We start from the raw sequence: 18,573 nt of genomic DNA on the forward strand, positions 1-18,573 counted from the left end.
ATATAAAAGCTTCAAAAACTGGCTAAAAGGCGCCTCTACCAGGCAGAAAATGATCAAGATAAACTGAGGTTCATTTTACTTTTAGCCAGCCCGCTAAAAGCTAAAAATTAAAACCGAGGTTTACATAAAACTTCAACCGGCCCGACTGGTCGCTATACATCATAGTAGCTTCTATGGGACCCATCCGGCTGCTATAGCCAGCACCCAACCCATAGCCGCTCAGCCATTTATAGCGGTTGCCACCGGATATCTCCCCATCATATACGGCAGCGCCTACACGAGGAATCGCAAATACATTCCGGAGAAATTCGTACTGCCATGCCAGTTGTACAGCACCGATCTTGGGCGTAATCACCTCCCCTTCTCTAAGTCCTACAAAAGGCACCTGGTTACGTATAACATTAGTCATTCCTCCCACTACATAACCATTTACAGCCGACTCATTATAATGAAGATTATAACCAACATTACCATCCAGCTCTATAGCCGATTTTTGTCCTACAGGAATATAATATTTCAAGTTCAGGATAAATCGTTGATAGTCCCCGAAATTAATACCGGCACTGTCCAGGTCTAATGGCGCGCCATCTGCATTAACGTGTATGCCGGAATGTTGATTGTAAACATATCCCGCTTCCAAATCCAGTAACAATCCCTTGGTAGGATATATTTTTTGATTCAGGGAGTTAATGCCAAAAGAAAAATAGCTATTCAACTGGTTAGTGCTGCCCCTTACCTCCAAAAAAGGAGAAAACTGCGGTTTAAATTTAATGTATTCCCAACGGGTGCCAGCGCCCAACGCCATATCGCGGCCAATCATATACTGCATATCCATGTTCACATTCACATACTTATTGCGGTATTGCTGCAGCTTATTGAAATCATCGTCGTAAAAGGTTAACCCGTTATTTTCATAATAGGTGCTAAGCCCAAAACCAAAATTCCGGTTACGTCCCAGGTATTTGAAATAGGCTGCTTCCAGGCGTGGATTTTCACTAACAGCAGCGGTAACATAAGAACGGGAATTAGGAACAATAAAGTTCCGCTGGGTAAGGTTAACAATAGCATTAGCGCCCGTAAAGGTGTTATAGTTGAGGGCAAATTTCACATAGGTTAACTGGTTTTCTTCTACCTGTATGTTCATGCTGCTTTTACCATACCCTTCCGGCGCCAGGTTATAGGTGATCTGTTTATAGAAACGGGTACCAAATACGTTTTGTATGGCATTTCTGATCTGGGCAGGTGAATAGCAGCCACCTGGTTTCAGACGTAACCGTTGCAAAAAGAACTTCTGATCGGAGTGCACCAGGCCAGTTACATGGATACTGCTTAGTTCCACATCAGCAGAAAATGGCAACCGGTCTGCTTCAAAAGGCGGATCCGGATACAGGGCATTCAACGAATCGGCCAGGTGCTTGAAAACAGGATACATCTCCCTACCCTTCCGGCGGCCCGCTTCAATGATAGAATCTACACTGCCGAAACTTGCAGCGGAATAATTTTCCAACTCTTTGTTTATCGGCACATAAATATCACATAGTTTAATCGCTTTGGAAAAATCTTCCGCATCTTTATAAAACCCCAACTGGTAAAGGATATCAAAAGGTGTCAGCAATTGGTCTGCTTTTCTTAGTCCGCCACTCACGTTAGCGCCTATAACAATATCTGCGCCCATATCCTTGGCCGTTATCACGGGAAAGTTGCGCACCACGCCCCCATCTACCAATTTACGGTTGCCAATCTTTACGGCAGTGAAGATAGAAGGGATCGCCATGCTGGCGCGTAAACAGGTAACAATCTCACCACTGTCCAACGTTACAATCTGACCGGTGGCCACATCAGTAGCAATGCATTTAAATGGGATATTAAAATCTGAAAAATGCTTTACATCTTTCACCGGCCAACACAACTGGGCCAGCTCCAGCCACAGCGCCTCGCCGGAAATTACGCCAGACGCAAGTTTAGGCTTCCCATATTCGAAAGGTATCTCAATGATATATTTGTTGTATTCCTGCTTTTCTTCGTAAGAAATATCTGTTAATACGGGCTGATTAGAAAAAAGACTGTTCCAGTTTAATCGATGTGCAATGTCTTCTATTTTTTTACCGGAATACCCCATAGCATATAGTGCGCCAATAATACTTCCCATACTGGTACCCGTTATCATATCCACCTTTAACCCTGCACTGTCTATCGCCTCCAAAATGCCAATATGAGCAAGGCCCCGCGCACCACCACCGCTGAGCGTTAACCCTACTTTTGGCCTGTCGGAAATAGTTTGCTGAGCTTCCACGGCATAGTGACACGTAAAAATAGCTAACAACAATAAACTGACACCCCTGGCTAGACAAGATATAAAACCATTCTTCATGCTAAAAAATTGGCCCTTATTAAAGATAAGGCTTTATGACATTCGCCAGTAAAGCATGATGTAGTTTTTTAAACATCATTTCTATCCATAATAAATATTCATTATCTCATCTTGCACAAAAGCCGGTGCTATCATCTATTCTACCTGGCAGGCAATGAAATGCTACCACCATCTTATACAAACCGGCTTGCCATATCTCCCCAATTCAGCTCCGGATGCCTGGCCATCAGCTCCTTCACCTTAGCAGCGTAGGTATGTAAAAATTGCTGATGCTGGGGACTTTCCGGGTTAAAAGGGCGATGACTGGCTGCCCGGTTGATAGCAGCGATATGATGCAGCAGTTCCTGGCTTTCGGGGCTGATACAGGCTTTTACCACCTGTTCCCATACATAGTTCACAGCCAGTTCGTTCGGATGCACCAGGTCTTCTTTATAAAAACGGTAATCGCGCAAGTCATCGATCACCAGCTCATAAGCCGGAAAATAAAACAGGCGGTTAAACTTATTAACAAGGTGGTGCACCGACTGCAGCAAAATAGCTTTGCTGAGATTATTCTCTACTACTCCATCGCGGACATAGCGCACGGGACTAACGGTGAAGAGTATATTAATCTTCCGGTTCCGGAAAAACAAACGATGCATAAAATTATCCAGTGCCGTTACTATTTCATCTACAGTGAGCAAACGTTTATAAAAATGGGTAGCCGGCACTTTATGGCAGTTACCTACCAGGCGGTTGTTTTCTTTGCGTACGTAGGTATGGGCAGACCCCAGCGTAAGGATAAGCCAGTCGGCCCGTTCTATCGCCGCTATAGCGGCCGTTTGCATGGTATTGATGTGCGCCAGCGTGGCTTCCGGGCTCAGGTCCGAAAAGCGGCTATGATGGTCCCAGCTATTCCAGGCATCCTGGTGCTGGAACAAGTCCTCCTCCGTGTATATTTTCCCATCCAGGTAACTGGTCAGCGCCTGTGTAATGCTCAATGGGTTATATAAAATGCCATGGGGATTGATCAGTGTATTAAAACGGTGTTCCGCTAGCTTTTCGCCTATTTCTTCTGCGAAGCAAGACCCCATCAGTAATAGTTCCTGATCGTACTGGATACCTGGCGACAGGGTGGGCACCGGAAAGCTTAAATGAAATTGCATGTAACGATTAATCTTTAAAAACAGTATTTGCCAGCTGTTGCGCAGTGTATAGCGCATTCATATCCAGGGTAAGCGGTTCTTGCTGCGCCTGGCAAAAAGCAATGAGGTTTTCGGTGGCCAGGTTGCCTACCAGCTCATCTTTAGCCATAGGGCAGCCACCAATGCCTTTAATGGTGCTATCAAAACGTTTACAGCCCTGTTCATAGGCTGCTAATACTTTTTCTTCCCAATTATAGGGGGCTGCATGAAAGTGGGCGCCTATTTCCACTTGTGGATAGGCCGGTATCAGGTGTTTAAAAAGCGCTTTGATCGTAGCCGGTTCTGCTACCCCTACCGTATCCGCAAGAGAGATGATGCCGATCTCCATCTTCACCATTTCTTCTACCCACCGCAACGCAATTTCCGGGCTATAGGCATCTCCATAGGGATTACCAAATCCCATGGAAATATAGATCACCAGTTCCTTGCGGTTTTTGATGCATAGCTCCTGCATAGCATACACCTGCTCCAGCGATTCAGCAATGGTTTTATTGGTATTTCTCAACTGAAAGGTTTCGGATATTGAGAAAGGGAAGCCCAGGTAACTGATTTCATCGAATGCCACCGCTTCTTCCGCACCGCGGAGATTAGCTACGATAGCCAGCAATTTACTACGTGTATCTCCCAGTTGCAGCCGTGGCAGTATATCCCGGGTGTCTGCCATCTGGGGAATGGCTTTAGGCGATACAAAGCTGCCAAAATCGATGGTATCAAAACCTACCTTCAATAAAGCATTCAGGTAATCTGCCTTTTCCTCCGTAGAGATCAACCGGTGCCATCCCTGCATGGCATCACGGGGACATTCGATCAATTTAAGCATAAAGCGTTTAATTTACTGTTCGCTGTTTCAATGCCTCATATAGTATAATCCCAGCTGCTACGGCCACATTAAACGATTCAAAGTCACCGGCCATCGGTATACGGAACAGTATATCCGATGCTTTGAGCAAGGAAGGATATACTCCTTTGTCTTCTGATCCCATAATCACCGCCACCGGTTCTTTCAGGTCGCAATCATATAGTTTAATGGGCGTTTCCATTTCGCTGGCCATCACTTTAATACCATTGAGATGAAGGGTATCAATGGCTTTGTTCAGGCTATTTACCCGGCATACCGCAATTTTTTCCAGGGCGCCGGCAGAAGATTTCATGGCCTCTTCGTTCAGCGCAGCAATCCCCTTATCCGGTATAATAATTGCCTGGGCGCCGCAACACACCGCACTTCTGGCAATAGCGCCTATATTGCGCACATCGGTAATACCATCCAGTATCAGGAACAAGGGTGTTTGGCCTTGTTCAGTTACGTGGGAAATCACATCCTGCAGATCCAGATAAATAACATTGCCGGCCAGGGCTACTACCCCCTGGTGATTAGCTTGAGTAAGCCCATTGAGCTTTTCTACCGGCACATAGTTCACCGGAATATTGTTGGCCTGCGCCAGTTCTCTTATCTGTGGAATAATATCGCCGGTAGCCGTACGCAGCATAAAGATGCGCTCAATCGATTTACCGCTGCTCAGCGCTTCCAATAAGGGTTGACGGCCAATAATCATCGTAGATTGTTTTGGCCGTTGTGTTGCATATTTCTTAGGGCCTCGCTGCCCTTCTCTTCTTTCACCTCTGAAAGCGTTAGATTTCCTTTCCATGTGCTACAAAGGTAACAGGTTTATTTATTTAATAACCCTTCATACCGCATGAGCTTCACTTTTTGTATCGCCGCAACAGATAAGGAATCGGTGATCTCGAAGTCGTTCACCATGCGGTAGGCTTCTTCAAAAGGCACTTTCCGGATGATTAACTGCTCTGTTTCTTCCGGCTCTGCCGTACGTTGTTCCAACCCACGGGCTAAAAATACCACTCCCTCTTCATCAGATACAGAATTAGAGAGGGCGATGCGTATAATCTCCTCCCATTGGGTAGCCACCAGTCCGGTTTCTTCCAACAACTCGCGCTTTGCGGTATCCAGGGCAGCTTCTCCCAAAGGACCGCCACCTTCGGGAATCTCCCAGCTAAAGCGATTTAGTGGAAAACGGTACTGCCCTACCAGGAAAATATTCATGTCTTCGTCCAAAGCCACCACGCCTACTGCCTGGTTCTTAAAATGTACTACGCCATAAATACCTGGTCCTCCGGCAGGATTCGTCCCTTCATGATGCCATACACTGATCCAATTGTTCTCGTATCTCATTTCCCTGGAATGAATGATCCAGGGGTTCTTCGTTATATCCATACAGAAAAATCCGCTTGCCGTTATTTAAAGCGGCTTATAATAGTAATAAGAATTGGTATCCTTTTTAAATCCCTCTTTTTCATACAACGCCTGCGCGGTTGTATTGGCAATATATGTCTGCAACATTAACCAGGCGGCGTCTGTTTTTCGACCATATTCAGCGGCCGCATCCAGCAAAGCTTTCCCGGCGCCAATACCCCTGTGCTCTTCCAGCACGTACAGGTCGTTCAATAACCACCCCCGCTTCATTCTCAAAGAAGTAAATATGGGATACAACTGCGTAAACCCAATAATTTCATCCTCCAACAGCGCTATAAATATTACACTGTCTTTTTGGGCTATCCTTTCCGTAATAAAGGCCAACGCGCCATCAAAATCCGGCTGCTGGTCGTAGTAACCGCGGTAAGCATCAAACAATACCGCCACTTCATTAATATGTAACTCCGTTGCCTGAATAACTTCCATAAGATAATCATTAATTAGTGTGAATACTATCTCAATTTAACTCATTTCAGCAACAAAGAAAAAGAGGCAATTTTAATATTTTAAACCATATCAGATTTCTTCTCCCATAAAAGTATAAAGCAATTATTTCTACTGCAAATGGGAATATTACCCTATCAGGAAAGGGCATACGAAATCCACCGGAACATTTCACAACAATCCTGTAAACAAATCTGTTCTTTCGTGATCCAACAACCACCGCTTACGCCATAATCCGCCCGCATAGCCGGTAAGCGACCCATCGCTACCAATCACACGATGACAGGGAACAATAATAACCAGTTTGTTTTTTCCGTTAGTAGTGCCTACTGCGCGGATACTTTTGGGGTTACGTATACGCCGTGCAAGCTGTTGATAGGAAATTGTTTGTCCGAATGGAATAGATAATAGCTGTTGCCACACCAATTGCTGAAAATCGGTACCTTCCTGTGCAATAGGCAACTCAAACGTTTTACGGTCTCCGCTGAAATATTCATATAGTTGCTGGGCGCAATTCAGCAATAAAGATGGCGCCTGGGGAAAATCTACCGGCGGTTGATCTGTAAAAGCAACCTCATTGATAAAATCAGCGGTGCCACTGATCAATATCGGTCCAACGGGAGTGTCTATACGTAGATGATGCATTCCTGCTTCTATTAACATTTAATAATGCTCTCCACAAATAAAAAGTGGCATATCAGCATGTTCCTTCCACAAACTGGTATATACTCGCATATCTGCCAGGGAAGGCCCATCGTTCAAATGTAATCTATTTTTTCTTCACAGCATTTACAGGCTCAGCTTCAGGCAACGCGGCTTACGGAACCGTCAGCGCATAAAGTGCGTTGTTAAAGTGAAATTGTAGTCACCTACTGATTCTTTCGATATTTATTAGCACTAGAGGTGTACCGGATGGCACACCTCTCACATTTAGCTGCAGAAAGTAGCTATTTTTAGGTTGGCTGCTGTCCGTAGTCAATGCCAGACAGCCTTATACCCTCATACAGGCTGCGTCCTGGAGGTCACAGCAATCCGGTTCCAGGCGTTAATGGTAACAATAGCCATAGTGATTGTTGCCACTTCTTCCGGAGTAAATACGGCCAATGCGGCATTGTACACATCGTCCGGCACATGAGAACTGCTCACCAATGTTACCGCCTCTGTTAACGCCAGAGCGGCGCGCTCTTTATCGGTGTAATAGGGCGCCTCATGCCAGGCGTTGAGGCCATAGATACGCTGTTCAGTTTCCCCTTGTTTTCGGGCGTCTTTAGTATGCATATTAAGGCAGAATACACAACCATTGATTTGTGAAGCGCGGATCTTAATAAGCTCAGACAACGTTTTGTCTAGTCCACTGTTGTCTACAAATGTTTGCAATGTCATCATGGCCTTTAAAGAGCCTGGGGCGAGTTTGTAAATGTCCATTCTTGCTTCCATAGTATTGTTTTTATTTTTAATATAAATAGTCCTAATTTAAAAAAATATTCACGGATAACTGATCTTCCTGTCCTGGCACAAGAGTGTGGTTACTTATTTTAACACGTTATAAACAGTGAATTATACCAGCAAAATAAAAGGATAAAAAGATACCAAAACAGATACAGAATGATGAAGTTTCATACATAACAGATTACCTTTAAAGCATGAAAAAAGGTAATGGCTTTATTTATCTGCAATTAGCAGATAAAATACAAACTATGATCAGTGAGGGCGTATATGCAGCAGGCGAGGAGTTGCTTTCTGTAAGAACGCTGCACCAGGAGCATGGCATTAGTACGGCCTTACAAGTATATACCCACTTAGAGAAGAAAGGCTGGGTAGAAGCCCGGGAGAAATCAGGATACTATGTTCGATATAGTCATCGCATACGGCCGCAGTTGCTGCCCGTAACTGCTCCGCGGCCAACTGCCGCTATGTTCCGTAAAACCAGCAATCCCCTGTTACCCGGCTACCGCGTAGGCTAAACAAAGAAGGTCGTTCCAAGAATGAAACGACCTTTTCATTTTATTATAAACCTACAACTATATTCTTTAATAGTTGCTGCCAGATACCTATATAGCAAGCGGCACCCGGCAGGCAACCAATGGGATCTACAAACACTCCTAAACAACCATTAACTGTAAATCAACAAAGAATTAATCTTAAATTTCTTTTAAAGTCCTTGCTGCCGGTGCAGCATTTAAACAATGCTGCACACTGCAACGCCCAGGATCATTTATCAACCGATCAACGGATGCACAAAAGGCCGCCGTCTACATTATATTCTGCACCAGTAATAAACGAAGCGTCACCTAAAACCAGGAAGGTAACCATGTTGGCAATATCTTCCGGTTGTCTTAATCTACCTGGCCGAAATCCGCTTCTGTTACCGCATCGATGCCTGCGCTTATAAATAAGATATCTATTTCACTATAACGATCATGTACATACGCTGCTAATTTCTCAGCATCTGTGGTAATGCCTTCATCAGCGATAAAACGATCTACTCCATTGCCTAACGTAGCGGCAGCCTGCTGTAAGGCTGCCGGATTACGTCCTTGTTATCAAAACCCTTACTCTTTTCTTCAAAAAATCTGCTGCTGTTTCGTATCCTATGCCGCTATTACCTCCTGTGATAACAGCGGTTTTATGCTGTAGTAATGCTATTCCATTGATTTATTTAAGTTTATCAATATAATAAGTAATAAAAAAAGAGAAAAATCTCTCTATAAATCTATAAATTTAAAACTTTCGATATATTATCCGATAAAAAAAGCTGTTGGTAACACCCGGAGTACCTCAGCTTACTGATAAAGGCAATTGATAAAAACTATGAAAGGTCTTTTACCTTAACTTAATTGCAGAAAGAACATAGACAGCTGCTTCATCATCTCCTTGTTAAGGGTCAGTTCCACCACCCTGCCATTCTTTGTAGAAATCAGCACGCCACTGTCAACCAGGATCTTTACATGGTGTGATACCGTGGGTTGCGACAAAAACGTAAATCCACATACATCACCACAAACCAGCCTTTCCTTCTTAACAATCTCCATTATAATTGATAATCGGTGCTTGTCTGCGATGGCATTTGCCGCTTTTTCTATAACTGCTAAATCCATGACACAAAGGTAATATTATTTTCCAAATATCGAAATATTTCAATGAATTTTTTTCCTTGCCTTTTCCGGCTAGCTAGCTCTTCATTTAGGAAGACTACCGGGGCAACGCTAAAATATTCTTTAAAAAGCCAGCTCAAGTAGCTTTTATCTGCAGCTCATCGGCAATTTCACTGGCGGTCACCCAGCTTCAGCCATTCTGACAACGCCACTTGGGGCAAAAGCAGCCACATTGATTATCCTTATATGAAGGATCTCCAATTGTATTGTGACCGGCATATTTTTATATTATCTTCGCGCGCCTATGTTGGCATATACCACCAGCCAACTGTACAAATATGCCAAACAAATTATTGCTATGAAAACCATGAAAAAGCACCTATTCTTATCTGTGGCATTCCTTACTTTGATGGCTTGTCATGATAGTGAGACAACAGATGAAAAAGAACCAACAACCGCTGCGCCAATAGTAGCAGCTACTGTTGCTGTTACTGACGCCAATACGCAGCAGATCACTCAACCTTGTGCTGTTTTTTATTCGCCCGACAGCGCACAGCTGGCCAAGTTACAAATCGATAACGGAGAAGAAGCTTTCTATACCATTGCCGACGATTATCAAAACTATATGGCCGATGCCCGCTTATTTCTGGAAGACAAAGGATTGAAAATTATGGAGCCTACAGGCGGAAAAATCAGTTTTCGCGCTAAAAACGGACAAGTCACTACACTTAATCTCGGAGACCTGAAATACAACTGGGAAGTGTGGTTATTTGATGGCAACCAACTCCATAAAGTAGACGTAACAGATATAGAGAATGAGTATAAGCAATACATGAAGTAAGCTGCTGGCAGATAGCTATTAGCTATTAGTGGCTAATAGCTATCTCTTATAAACGATGTCAACCCCCTACTCTTTTCCGTTTGCTTCCCAATCCCATTAGCGTAATCATACCAGATAGAATTTTATGCTAAAAAATTCAGCTCCTTAATAGTAAATTAGTCTTCAAATACAACCAAAATTGAGCAAACCAATACTTGTAATAAAATTTGGGACGGCATCTATCACCCACCAGAACGGCGACCTCAACGAAACGGTGATGGCTGGCATTGCACGGCAGGTAGCAGAATTGCATACTCATTATCACATAGTGCTGGTTTCTTCAGGAGCAGTAGCAGCGGGCAAACAATTCCTACGGCATTACAATGGCACCATCAGTGAGCGAAAGGCCGCTGCGGCCATCGGCAACCCCTTACTGCTGAATAAATACAGCCGGTACTTTGCACCCTATAACATTGCGGTGGCGCAAAGTTTATGCGAACGCCAGCACTTTTCAAACCGCAATCAGTTTCTCCAACTAAAACGCACCTACGAAGAACTCTGGGCCAGCGGCATTATTCCCATTGCCAACGAAAACGACGTGGTGAGCAACCTGGAACTGAAATTCTCCGACAACGACGAACTGGCTACACTAATAGCCGTGGGCTTTGGCTCCTCCCTGCTGCTATTCAGCACTTCTGTTGCTGGCGTACTGGACAGATCAGGACAAGTAGTACCGCAGATAGATGTGATTGACCAGGCAGCCCTGAGCCTGGCTGATAAAGAAAAGTCGAGCCTGGGATTAGGCGGGATGGTTTCTAAGCTCACTTTTGCCCGGCTTGCCACCCGTATGGGCATCCGCGTAGTAATTTTCGGTATCCGCACTACAGATGGTATCCTCAATGCTGTAGCAGGCAAAACCGGCACCTTATGCTTACCCCAGCCCTGCAGCATACCCGCCCGGAAAAAATGGCTGGCCAGCGGCAGCCTGGTTACCGGCAGAATACAGGTAGATGCCGGCGCCCAGCAAGCATTGGAAAAACGGCATAGCCTCCTGGCAGTAGGCGTACAATCCATCCTGGAAAAGTTTGAATGTGGAGAGGTCATAGAAATTGTGAATGAAGATAATATCGTTATTGCCGTGGGCAGAGCAAAAATATCTTCCGATCACCCCGACTTATACCACAAAGCACAAAACAAAGAAGTAGCACATGCCGACGACATTGTGCTGCTGTAAAACATAGCAAACAACGCATGCAAACAATACAACCATTACTTGAAAAAGCGCAGCAGGCAGGCGTATCTATACGTAACCTCCCAGACACCCGCAAACAAGCACTGCTCCGTCAACTGGCGGTAGTAATCCTGCAACAGGCAGCGGCCATTACTGCGGCTAATCAACAAGACCTTGACCGGATGCCGGATGAAGACCCTAAAAAAGACCGGCTGTTACTAACTGAAACACGTATACGGGATTTAGCTACCAGCCTAAAAGATATCGCCGGGCTGCCCAACCCTGCCGGCGTTATCCTACTGGAAAAACGGCTGGATAACGGCCTGCTGGTACAGAAAAAAACAGTGCCACTGGGCGTGGTAGGCGTGATCTATGAATCAAGGCCCAACGTAACAGTAGACGTAGCTGCCCTCTGCATCCGCTCCGGCAACGTATGTGTATTACGGGGAGGTACAGATGCCTTTTATACCAATACTGTTCTTGTAGCACTGATACAAGATGTGCTACGGGAATTTGGTGTAGATGAAAATGCCGTGCAATTACTGCCAACAGACCGCCACCTCATCGGAGAAATGCTCACCGCCGTAAAATTTATCGACATCATCATTCCCCGCGGCTCTGAGCAACTGATCGAATATGTGAGAACTAATTCCAGCGTACCAGTAATAGAAACCGGCGCCGGCGTATGTCATACCTACGTGGAAAAAACGGCTAACCTTCCACAGGCAGCCGCTATTGTAACCAATGCGAAAGTGTCTCGGCCGGCTGTGTGCAACTCGCTGGATACCGTGCTGGTGGATGAAGCTGTGGCAGCCGAATTCCTAGCCTTACTCGCCCCTCAACTGCTGCCCTATGCCGTAGAGGTATATGCAGACCCGTTATCCCTTACGCTCCTGCAGCAAAATAACTATCCATACCTATATACCGCGCAATCCGGAGATTTCGGACGGGAATTTCTCTCGCTGAAATGCTCTGTGAAAGTGGTGCCAGACCTTACAGCAGCTTTATCCCATATACAACAATTCTCTTCCAAACATTCGGAAGCCATTATTTCCGAAGACAGCGCACTGAGTGAGCGCTTCCTTAATGAAGTGGATGCCGCGGCAGTATACATGAACGCCTCTACGCGCTTCACTGATGGAGCCGTATTCGGACTGGGCGCTGAAATAGGCATCTCCACCCAAAAACTGCACGCCCGCGGCCCCTTCGCCCTGGAAAAACTGGTAACAGAAAAATGGGTAATTCACGGTAACGGACAAACGAGGTAGGCATAATCACTTACCGTCAATGCTCCAATCATGCAACGGTCACCTGAGGATGCAGGTATACATCCTGGATAGCATTCAATAACGCCACCCCTTCCGCCATAGGACGCTGAAAGGCTTTCCTGCCGGAAATAAGGCCTACGCCCCCTGCACGCTTATTGACCACTGCCGTACGCACTGCCTCTGCCAGATCCGCTTCCCCTTCCGATGCACCACCGGAATTGATCAACCCTATGCGGCCCATATAACAATTAGCTACCTGATAGCGGCAAAGGTCTATAGGGTTATCTGACGTCAATTCAGTATAGATCCTTTCATCGAACTTGCCATAAGAAGAATTACCTGTATTCAATGCCTTATAACCACCATTGTATAAGGGTAATTTTTGCTTGATAATATCTGCCTGAATGGTAACACCCAGGTGATTGGCCTGCCCGGTAAGATCAGCAGACAAATGATAATCCACCTCCTTCTTAAAGGCATTATTCCGCAGGTAACACCAAAGAACAGTGGCCATACCCAACTCATGCGCTCTTTCAAATGCCTGCGATACTTCTACGATCTGACGGTCGGATTCTTCTGAGCCAAAGTAAATGGTGGCGCCTACCGCCGCAGCCCCTATGTTCCAGGCTTCCTCTACCGTGCCGTACATCACCTGGTCGGCTTTGTTAGGATACGTAAGTAATTCATTATGGTTGATCTTCACAATAAACGGGATACGGTGCGCATAATTACGAGCTACCGATGATAATACCCCAAAAGTAGAAGCCACTGCATTACAGCCACCTTCTATAGCAAGCTTCACAATATTTTCCGGATCAAAATAAGCCGGATTTTTAGCGAAGGAAGCTCCGGCACTGTGTTCTACGCCCTGATCCACCGGAAGTATCGACATATAGCCGGTACCTGCCAACCGCCCATGGTGAAATAGTTGTCCTAAGCTGCGTAATACCTGTGGGTTACGGCTACTGGGCTGGTAAAGCCTATTCACCGTATCCGGACCGGGAAGATGCAAGAGATCTTTGGAGATAGTCTTGCTCTGGTGCTGCAACAGGGTATCGCTTTCCTTTCCCAGTAATTCGCTGATTTTTTCCAAGGATAACATAAACATGACTTTTTGGGTACAACTAATTTAAGCATTTTTAATACCAGCCTTAGTAAGGTGTAGGCCCTTGTGGCCCGGGTTGTTCCTCCCGCTCATCCGTCACCATTTCTGTGCTTTCAAAAGCGCCACCGGAGCCATCATGAATAATGGGTTCTTCCTTGCCCGGATACTCCTTCCTGTCCTGATTTTCTTCGTTGGGATTAATAGTCGTTTTCATAGTCGCAAATGTACACAATACTTGCAGCTTATAAAAGGGAAGGTATTTGACTTTAAGACTTTGAAGAGCAGGGAATTCATCTGAACATTGTGTTTCATAGTTTTACTTTTTAAGTAAGAAAAATAGCATCAAAGTGTATTTATCTTGCTTACTGTGGGAGTTAAAGATAAGGGTATCAAACAAACCGGAATATGAGACCACTGTTGGCTTCTGGGTAGAACAAACATATTATACTTTTAATATACAAGTTTACAGATGGATACTGCACGCTCATTTTTTTATAATCCCCATCACTATTTATATATATTTGTCCCCCGGAATCAAAAAAACCAATATGACTCAAATCGCTATTATCCGTCATGGTACTACTTCCTGGAACAAAGCCGGCAAACTGCAAGGCCATTCAGACATTCCGCTGGATGAAGAAGGAATTCAACAGGCCATGAAACTCGGGATATGGCTCAACAGCGAACCCTGGGACCTCCTCTATTCCAGCCATTTGCTTCGGGCAAAGCAAACAGCTGCAGTAATTGCGCAGGAAATAGGGATCAGTAGCGTAATAGAAGACCAAAGGATTGGCGAAGCCGGAGGCGGGCTTATTGAAGGCACTACTGAAGAAGAACGCATTGCCCAATGGGGAGAAAACTGGAAATTGCTGGACCTCGGTATGGAAAATAACGCATCAGTGGTAGGCCGCGGTCTTTCTTTTATGCAGGATATTCTAGCGGAACATGCCGGAAAAAAGGTGCTGCTCGTTACACATGGCAGTTTCATCCGGCAACTGCTGGATACCCTTTTCCCCGACAACTCCCCTACACCAGCCATGAAAAATACCTCTATCACCCGCTTACAGTTTTCTAATGAAAACTGGAGATGTGAGCTGTTTAATTGCGTAAGCCACCTGGAATAAGTTTTAGGGTTATATTTGCGGCCCATGAAGTTATTATTGATAGAAGATGAACCTGCTGTAGTATCTGTTATTACCCGTGGCCTTGCAGAAGCAGGCTACGAGGTAAGTGTGGCGCTGGATGGGAACAGCGGCCTGCAAATGGCCCTTAACAATTCCTCTTTCAGCCTGATCATACTGGACGTCATGCTTCCTGGCATTAATGGCATAACAGTTTGCCGCTCTCTACGGCAAGCACAACAAGAAGTGCCCATCCTGATGCTGACCGCCCTAGGCACTACCGAAAATATAGTAATGGGGCTCGACAGCGGCGCCGATGATTACCTGGTAAAGCCTTTCAAGCTACAGGAATTGGAAGCCCGTATCCGCAGCCTGCTGAGAAGAAAAAACAATAGCTCCGGGATACCCCTTCCCACCCATACAGGCGCTATACTCCGCTTGGCCGACCTCGACCTGAATACAGACACCAAAACCGCCAGCCGCCAGGGCAAAACCATACCACTCACTGCCACAGAGTACCGCCTGCTGGAATTTCTGCTTAAAAATCCGAGGAAAGTGCTATCCAGACTGGAAATACTGGAACAGGTATGGGGCATCGACTTTAATATGAACACCAAAGTAGTAGACGTATATATTAATTATCTCCGGAAAAAAATTAACAAACACCACCCGGCAGAACTGATACATACTGTAGTAGGGCTGGGTTACATGATCCGGGAAAATCAGGCAGATGAAGATACGCACTAAAATATTGCTGGTATTTGCCGGGCTAACGATCTCTACTATACTCATTATGAGTGTATTGGTATACTATTTTGCTAACCAACATTCTTTCGAAGATTTCTATAAACGGCTGGAAATCCGCGCCTATCTCACCGCCAAAGCTACCCTTCCCCATTACGAACCCAATTCTGTGGTGTATAACGAAATCAGGGAAGAGCATCTGGAAGAACTACCTGCCGAAAAGGAATATTTCCTACAGGTGGGAAGTAATGGAGAAGTAAAGCAAGATGCGCAGCTTTCCCTGCCACGCTCATTCTATCATCAGGTAATCCGGGAAAACAAGGCAACCTACCGCGAAGGCGATCACTTTTACGAAGGCATATTATACAAAAGCAAACAAGGATTGTATGTTGTGATTGTATCCGCAATCAACCAATACAGCGTAGACTATCTTGCATGGCTCCGGAAAATCCTCCTGATCTGCTCCATAGCATCCAGTGCAATACTGGTAGCTGCAGGTATCTTTTTCTCCGATTATATTTTAAGGCCCCTCCGGCATATGATGACGCAGGTAAAAAGCATTAGCTCCCGAAATCTGCATTTGCGGCTCAATGTAGATAACAGCCGCGACGAAATCAACGACCTGGCCAATACCTTCAATAATATGCTGGACCGCCTAGAAACAGCTTTCGAAACCCAGAATAACTTCGTGAGCAACGCCTCCCATGAATTAAGCACACCGCTTACTGCTATTATCGGAGAAGCAGAACTGGCCCTTAATAAAACACGTACGCCTGAAAAATATGTGTATTCCTTAGAGAATATCCTGGGTGAAGCCGTCAGGCTGGAACATATCACCAAAAGCCTGCTGCATCTCGCGCAAACAGGATTCGACGGCAAAAAACAGGCATGGACGCAGATACGTACCGATGAACTGTTATTTACCGTAAAAAACACCATCGATAAACTATATCCGGGTAATAAAGTCGCCATCGACTACAGTCTTTTCCCGGAAGAAGAAGAAAAGCTGCAGATCACCGGCAACGCCCAATTACTGGAACTTGCCCTCACCAACATTGTGGCTAACGCCATCAAATATTCCAACAATGCACCAGTATCGCTAGCATTGGCTGCCACAGAAAAGAAAAATATTATCATTGTGAAAGACCAGGGCATCGGTATTCCTCCGGAAGATCAGCCTTATATCTTCTCCCCTTTCTTTCGTGCCTCCAATACCCACCACTTTAAAGGCTATGGCATTGGCCTCCCGCTGGCCATGAATATTATGCGTATGCACAAAAGCGATATTATTGTAGATAGCCAAGTAAACCAGGGAACCGAGATCAGGATTGAGCTACCACTGTAGCACTTACTTTCTTACCAAATTCTTACCACATTCTTACTACCTTTTAACTCCATTCTTACGGGTTACTTATCTGGCTAAGATAGCTTTGCTGTCATAAAAAGTACCAGACATGAAAAATATACTCATACCCACAGATTTTTCCATTCGCTCTCTTAGTTATGTACACAGCATTGTTGCCAAACACCCGCATGAGCAAATCAATGTTATATTAATGCATGCCCTGGAAATGCCAGATTCGTTGTTCGATCTTATTACCTATACCCGCAACAGCCGGCACCTGGAGCTCATTTCAGCCGATTTCCAGGATGGATGTGAAATTATCCGTAATAAATATTCTTCCACCATCCACCAGTTGAAGGTAGAGTTCTTCCACGGTAATACCCGGGCAGCATTTCGCAACTTCCTGCTGGCACAGCAAATAGACCTCATCATACAGCCTGCAGATCATCAATACAATCCGCCATCCAAAAGAAGTTATGATCCGGGAAAATTAATCCAGCAGTGTCCCTGCGAGAAAATGCAATTACCATTGCAAAAACGGAAATACCTAGGCGATCCATCTGGCATATCAGCGTTACTGCTGGCAACTGAATAAAAGACAAGGTTATGTTACTCAAGAAAAATATCCCCCTGCAATATGTATTTGGTAAGATAAAATACGAGATCTTACTGGTAGCCATTTACACCCTTATCATTAATATTCTCTACTGCCGGTATGATTTCACCGATATAGCGATCCCCATTGCCATACCCATGGTATTGGGAACCGTATTATCATTGCTGCTCGCATTCCGCTCCAACCAGGCCTACGACAGGTGGTGGGAGGCCAGAACCATCTGGGGAGCTATTGTAAACGACTCCCGCTCACTGACCCGGCAAGTATTAAGCTTGATGGATGCCACCTATCAGTCGGAAGACCTTACCCTTTTCCAGGAGCGGTTTGTAAAACGGCAGGCAGCATGGTGCTATAGCCTGGGCCAATCATTGCGGAAAACTGACCCACTGAAGGGATTAGACAGGTTGTTATCAAGAAGGGAATTGAACTATGTGATGAAGTATGATAACGTACCTGCCGCCCTCTTATTTTTACATGGGAAAGACCTGAAATACGCCTTGGAACAAGGTTGGGTGAACCAATACCAGCAGATAGCGATAGATCAGACGATCTCCCGGCTTTGTGATGCCATGGGTAAATGTGAACGTATTAAAAACACCGTATTCCCGGCAACTTATAGTTTGTACACCCATTTCACGGTTATCTTCTTTATACTGTTATTGCCATTTGCATTGATAGATGTGCTAGGTTTCATGGAAATACCGCTGGTGATAGCTATTGCCGCTTCTTTCCTCTTGATAGAAAAAATGGGGATCAACCTGCAAGATCCATTCGAAAACAAACCAACAGATACACCGGTAACAACTATCGCAAGGAATATTGAAAAAGACTTGCGGCAGATGTTGCATGAGCAATACCATATGCCGGAAGAACCAGTAGAAAAACCAGCCTATTATGTACTTTAATAACTGAATTTGTATTTAAGATGGCCATCAAAAGGCTGTAATTTATATCCTGTAA

General features: G+C 45.0%; 21 protein-coding genes. 9 read left to right on the plus strand and 12 right to left on the minus strand.

Annotation, left to right across the window (positions count from 1 at the left end):
• Positions 1 to 100: 100 nt before the first annotated feature.
• From ACDQ55_RS15590 to ACDQ55_RS15625, 8 genes are all read right to left on the minus strand, one after another.
• Complete coding sequence (locus ACDQ55_RS15590) at positions 101 to 2,293, minus strand: patatin-like phospholipase family protein (protein ID WP_420982336.1); 2,193 nt, start codon at positions 2,291 to 2,293, stop codon at positions 101 to 103.
• 251 nt (positions 2,294 to 2,544) lie between these two features.
• Complete coding sequence (locus tag ACDQ55_RS15595; RefSeq protein ID WP_420982337.1) at positions 2,545 to 3,516, minus strand: GSCFA domain-containing protein; 972 nt, start codon at positions 3,514 to 3,516, stop codon at positions 2,545 to 2,547.
• Between the two features lie 7 nt (positions 3,517 to 3,523).
• Positions 3,524 to 4,375: a hydroxymethylglutaryl-CoA lyase gene (locus tag ACDQ55_RS15600; protein ID WP_420982338.1), complete on the minus strand. Its 852-nt coding sequence runs from the start codon at positions 4,373 to 4,375 to the stop codon at positions 3,524 to 3,526.
• A gap of 7 nt (positions 4,376 to 4,382) precedes the next feature.
• The gene (rlmB, locus tag ACDQ55_RS15605) at positions 4,383 to 5,201 is read right to left on the minus strand and encodes a 23S rRNA (guanosine(2251)-2'-O)-methyltransferase RlmB (RefSeq protein ID WP_420982339.1); all 819 of its coding nucleotides are present in this window, start codon (positions 5,199 to 5,201) and stop codon (positions 4,383 to 4,385) included.
• A 20-nt stretch (positions 5,202 to 5,221) separates the two neighbouring features.
• On the minus strand, positions 5,222 to 5,785 hold the full coding sequence (locus tag ACDQ55_RS15610) for an NUDIX domain-containing protein (protein ID WP_420982340.1): 564 nt from the start codon (positions 5,783 to 5,785) through the stop codon (positions 5,222 to 5,224).
• Positions 5,786 to 5,809: 24 nt separating this feature from the next.
• Positions 5,810 to 6,250, minus strand: a complete 441-nt coding sequence (locus tag ACDQ55_RS15615; RefSeq protein WP_420982341.1) for a GNAT family N-acetyltransferase — start codon at positions 6,248 to 6,250, stop codon at positions 5,810 to 5,812.
• A gap of 189 nt (positions 6,251 to 6,439) precedes the next feature.
• On the minus strand, positions 6,440 to 6,913 hold the full coding sequence (locus tag ACDQ55_RS15620) for a methylated-DNA--[protein]-cysteine S-methyltransferase (RefSeq protein WP_420982342.1): 474 nt from the start codon (positions 6,911 to 6,913) through the stop codon (positions 6,440 to 6,442).
• Between the two features lie 354 nt (positions 6,914 to 7,267).
• A complete protein-coding gene (locus tag ACDQ55_RS15625; protein WP_420982343.1) occupies positions 7,268 to 7,705 on the minus strand; it encodes a carboxymuconolactone decarboxylase family protein in 438 nt (145 codons plus the stop codon).
• Positions 7,706 to 7,911: 206 nt separating this feature from the next.
• Here ACDQ55_RS15625 and ACDQ55_RS15630 point away from each other — a divergent pair, with 206 nt between their 5' ends.
• Complete coding sequence (locus ACDQ55_RS15630) at positions 7,912 to 8,232, plus strand: GntR family transcriptional regulator (protein WP_420982344.1); 321 nt, start codon at positions 7,912 to 7,914, stop codon at positions 8,230 to 8,232.
• A 262-nt stretch (positions 8,233 to 8,494) separates the two neighbouring features.
• Here the strand turns inward: ACDQ55_RS15630 and ACDQ55_RS15635 are convergent, their stop codons facing one another.
• Together ACDQ55_RS15635 and ACDQ55_RS15640 are read right to left on the minus strand one after the other, a co-directional pair.
• Positions 8,495 to 8,662, minus strand: a complete 168-nt coding sequence (locus ACDQ55_RS15635; protein ID WP_420982434.1) for an SDR family oxidoreductase — start codon at positions 8,660 to 8,662, stop codon at positions 8,495 to 8,497.
• 434 nt (positions 8,663 to 9,096) lie between these two features.
• On the minus strand, positions 9,097 to 9,366 hold the full coding sequence (locus ACDQ55_RS15640) for an ArsR/SmtB family transcription factor (protein WP_420982345.1): 270 nt from the start codon (positions 9,364 to 9,366) through the stop codon (positions 9,097 to 9,099).
• A 355-nt stretch (positions 9,367 to 9,721) separates the two neighbouring features.
• Between ACDQ55_RS15640 and ACDQ55_RS15645 the strand changes: the two genes are divergently transcribed.
• The 3 genes from ACDQ55_RS15645 (at position 9,722) to ACDQ55_RS15655 (ending at position 12,682) form a co-directional block, all read left to right on the plus strand.
• On the plus strand, positions 9,722 to 10,204 hold the full coding sequence (locus ACDQ55_RS15645) for a hypothetical protein (RefSeq protein WP_420982347.1): 483 nt from the start codon (positions 9,722 to 9,724) through the stop codon (positions 10,202 to 10,204).
• A 178-nt stretch (positions 10,205 to 10,382) separates the two neighbouring features.
• Positions 10,383 to 11,417 (plus strand): glutamate 5-kinase, encoded by a 1,035-nt coding sequence (gene proB / locus ACDQ55_RS15650; protein WP_420982349.1) that lies wholly within the window; start codon positions 10,383 to 10,385, stop codon positions 11,415 to 11,417.
• 17 nt (positions 11,418 to 11,434) lie between these two features.
• A complete protein-coding gene (locus ACDQ55_RS15655; RefSeq protein WP_420982350.1) occupies positions 11,435 to 12,682 on the plus strand; it encodes a glutamate-5-semialdehyde dehydrogenase in 1,248 nt (415 codons plus the stop codon).
• A 28-nt stretch (positions 12,683 to 12,710) separates the two neighbouring features.
• Here ACDQ55_RS15655 and ACDQ55_RS15660 read toward each other — a convergent pair whose 3' ends face one another.
• Complete coding sequence (locus tag ACDQ55_RS15660; protein WP_420982352.1) at positions 12,711 to 13,784, minus strand: class I fructose-bisphosphate aldolase; 1,074 nt, start codon at positions 13,782 to 13,784, stop codon at positions 12,711 to 12,713.
• A 49-nt stretch (positions 13,785 to 13,833) separates the two neighbouring features.
• A complete protein-coding gene (locus ACDQ55_RS15665) occupies positions 13,834 to 14,001 on the minus strand; it encodes a hypothetical protein (protein ID WP_420982353.1) in 168 nt (55 codons plus the stop codon).
• A 334-nt stretch (positions 14,002 to 14,335) separates the two neighbouring features.
• Here ACDQ55_RS15665 and ACDQ55_RS15670 point away from each other — a divergent pair, with 334 nt between their 5' ends.
• The 5 genes from ACDQ55_RS15670 to ACDQ55_RS15690 all read left to right on the plus strand — a co-directional run bounded on the left by ACDQ55_RS15670 (position 14,336) and on the right by ACDQ55_RS15690 (position 18,518).
• The gene (locus ACDQ55_RS15670; protein ID WP_420982355.1) at positions 14,336 to 14,911 is read left to right on the plus strand and encodes a histidine phosphatase family protein; all 576 of its coding nucleotides are present in this window, start codon (positions 14,336 to 14,338) and stop codon (positions 14,909 to 14,911) included.
• 24 nt (positions 14,912 to 14,935) lie between these two features.
• On the plus strand, positions 14,936 to 15,655 hold the full coding sequence (locus ACDQ55_RS15675; RefSeq protein WP_420982357.1) for a response regulator transcription factor: 720 nt from the start codon (positions 14,936 to 14,938) through the stop codon (positions 15,653 to 15,655).
• Complete coding sequence (locus ACDQ55_RS15680; RefSeq protein ID WP_420982358.1) at positions 15,639 to 16,997, plus strand: sensor histidine kinase; 1,359 nt, start codon at positions 15,639 to 15,641, stop codon at positions 16,995 to 16,997. The genes ACDQ55_RS15675 and ACDQ55_RS15680 overlap by 17 nt, the downstream gene beginning before the upstream one ends.
• A gap of 109 nt (positions 16,998 to 17,106) precedes the next feature.
• Positions 17,107 to 17,592, plus strand: coding sequence for a hypothetical protein (locus tag ACDQ55_RS15685; protein WP_420982360.1), 486 nt, complete (start codon positions 17,107 to 17,109; stop codon positions 17,590 to 17,592).
• An 11-nt stretch (positions 17,593 to 17,603) separates the two neighbouring features.
• The gene (locus tag ACDQ55_RS15690) at positions 17,604 to 18,518 is read left to right on the plus strand and encodes a bestrophin family protein (RefSeq protein ID WP_420982361.1); all 915 of its coding nucleotides are present in this window, start codon (positions 17,604 to 17,606) and stop codon (positions 18,516 to 18,518) included.
• Positions 18,519 to 18,573: the final 55 nt, after the last annotated feature.

This window comes from Chitinophaga sp. 30R24 (assembly GCF_049056765.1).
Classification (GTDB): domain Bacteria; phylum Bacteroidota; class Bacteroidia; order Chitinophagales; family Chitinophagaceae; genus Chitinophaga.

What these genes read in the sequence shown, in the direction of transcription:
- ACDQ55_RS15660 (WP_420982352.1), bottom strand. Translation starts at nt 13,784, where the DNA reads ATGTTATCCTTGGAAAAAATCAGCGAATTACTGGGAAAGGAAAGCGAT.
- ACDQ55_RS15630 (WP_420982344.1), top strand. Translation starts at nt 7,912, where the DNA reads ATGAAAAAAGGTAATGGCTTTATTTATCTGCAATTAGCAGATAAAATA.
- ACDQ55_RS15610 (WP_420982340.1), bottom strand. Translation starts at nt 5,785, where the DNA reads ATGGATATAACGAAGAACCCCTGGATCATTCATTCCAGGGAAATGAGA.
- ACDQ55_RS15665 (WP_420982353.1), bottom strand. Translation starts at nt 14,001, where the DNA reads ATGAAAACGACTATTAATCCCAACGAAGAAAATCAGGACAGGAAGGAG.
- ACDQ55_RS15680 (WP_420982358.1), top strand. Translation starts at nt 15,639, where the DNA reads ATGAAGATACGCACTAAAATATTGCTGGTATTTGCCGGGCTAACGATC.
- ACDQ55_RS15670 (WP_420982355.1), top strand. Translation starts at nt 14,336, where the DNA reads ATGACTCAAATCGCTATTATCCGTCATGGTACTACTTCCTGGAACAAA.
- ACDQ55_RS15645 (WP_420982347.1), top strand. Translation starts at nt 9,722, where the DNA reads ATGAAAACCATGAAAAAGCACCTATTCTTATCTGTGGCATTCCTTACT.
- ACDQ55_RS15625 (WP_420982343.1), bottom strand. Translation starts at nt 7,705, where the DNA reads ATGGAAGCAAGAATGGACATTTACAAACTCGCCCCAGGCTCTTTAAAG.
- ACDQ55_RS15675 (WP_420982357.1), top strand. Translation starts at nt 14,936, where the DNA reads ATGAAGTTATTATTGATAGAAGATGAACCTGCTGTAGTATCTGTTATT.
- ACDQ55_RS15640 (WP_420982345.1), bottom strand. Translation starts at nt 9,366, where the DNA reads ATGGATTTAGCAGTTATAGAAAAAGCGGCAAATGCCATCGCAGACAAG.
- ACDQ55_RS15600 (WP_420982338.1), bottom strand. Translation starts at nt 4,375, where the DNA reads ATGCTTAAATTGATCGAATGTCCCCGTGATGCCATGCAGGGATGGCAC.
- ACDQ55_RS15620 (WP_420982342.1), bottom strand. Translation starts at nt 6,913, where the DNA reads ATGCATCATCTACGTATAGACACTCCCGTTGGACCGATATTGATCAGT.
- ACDQ55_RS15615 (WP_420982341.1), bottom strand. Translation starts at nt 6,250, where the DNA reads ATGGAAGTTATTCAGGCAACGGAGTTACATATTAATGAAGTGGCGGTA.
- ACDQ55_RS15655 (WP_420982350.1), top strand. Translation starts at nt 11,435, where the DNA reads ATGCAAACAATACAACCATTACTTGAAAAAGCGCAGCAGGCAGGCGTA.
- ACDQ55_RS15685 (WP_420982360.1), top strand. Translation starts at nt 17,107, where the DNA reads ATGAAAAATATACTCATACCCACAGATTTTTCCATTCGCTCTCTTAGT.
- ACDQ55_RS15690 (WP_420982361.1), top strand. Translation starts at nt 17,604, where the DNA reads ATGTTACTCAAGAAAAATATCCCCCTGCAATATGTATTTGGTAAGATA.
- rlmB (WP_420982339.1), bottom strand. Translation starts at nt 5,201, where the DNA reads ATGGAAAGGAAATCTAACGCTTTCAGAGGTGAAAGAAGAGAAGGGCAG.
- ACDQ55_RS15595 (WP_420982337.1), bottom strand. Translation starts at nt 3,516, where the DNA reads ATGCAATTTCATTTAAGCTTTCCGGTGCCCACCCTGTCGCCAGGTATC.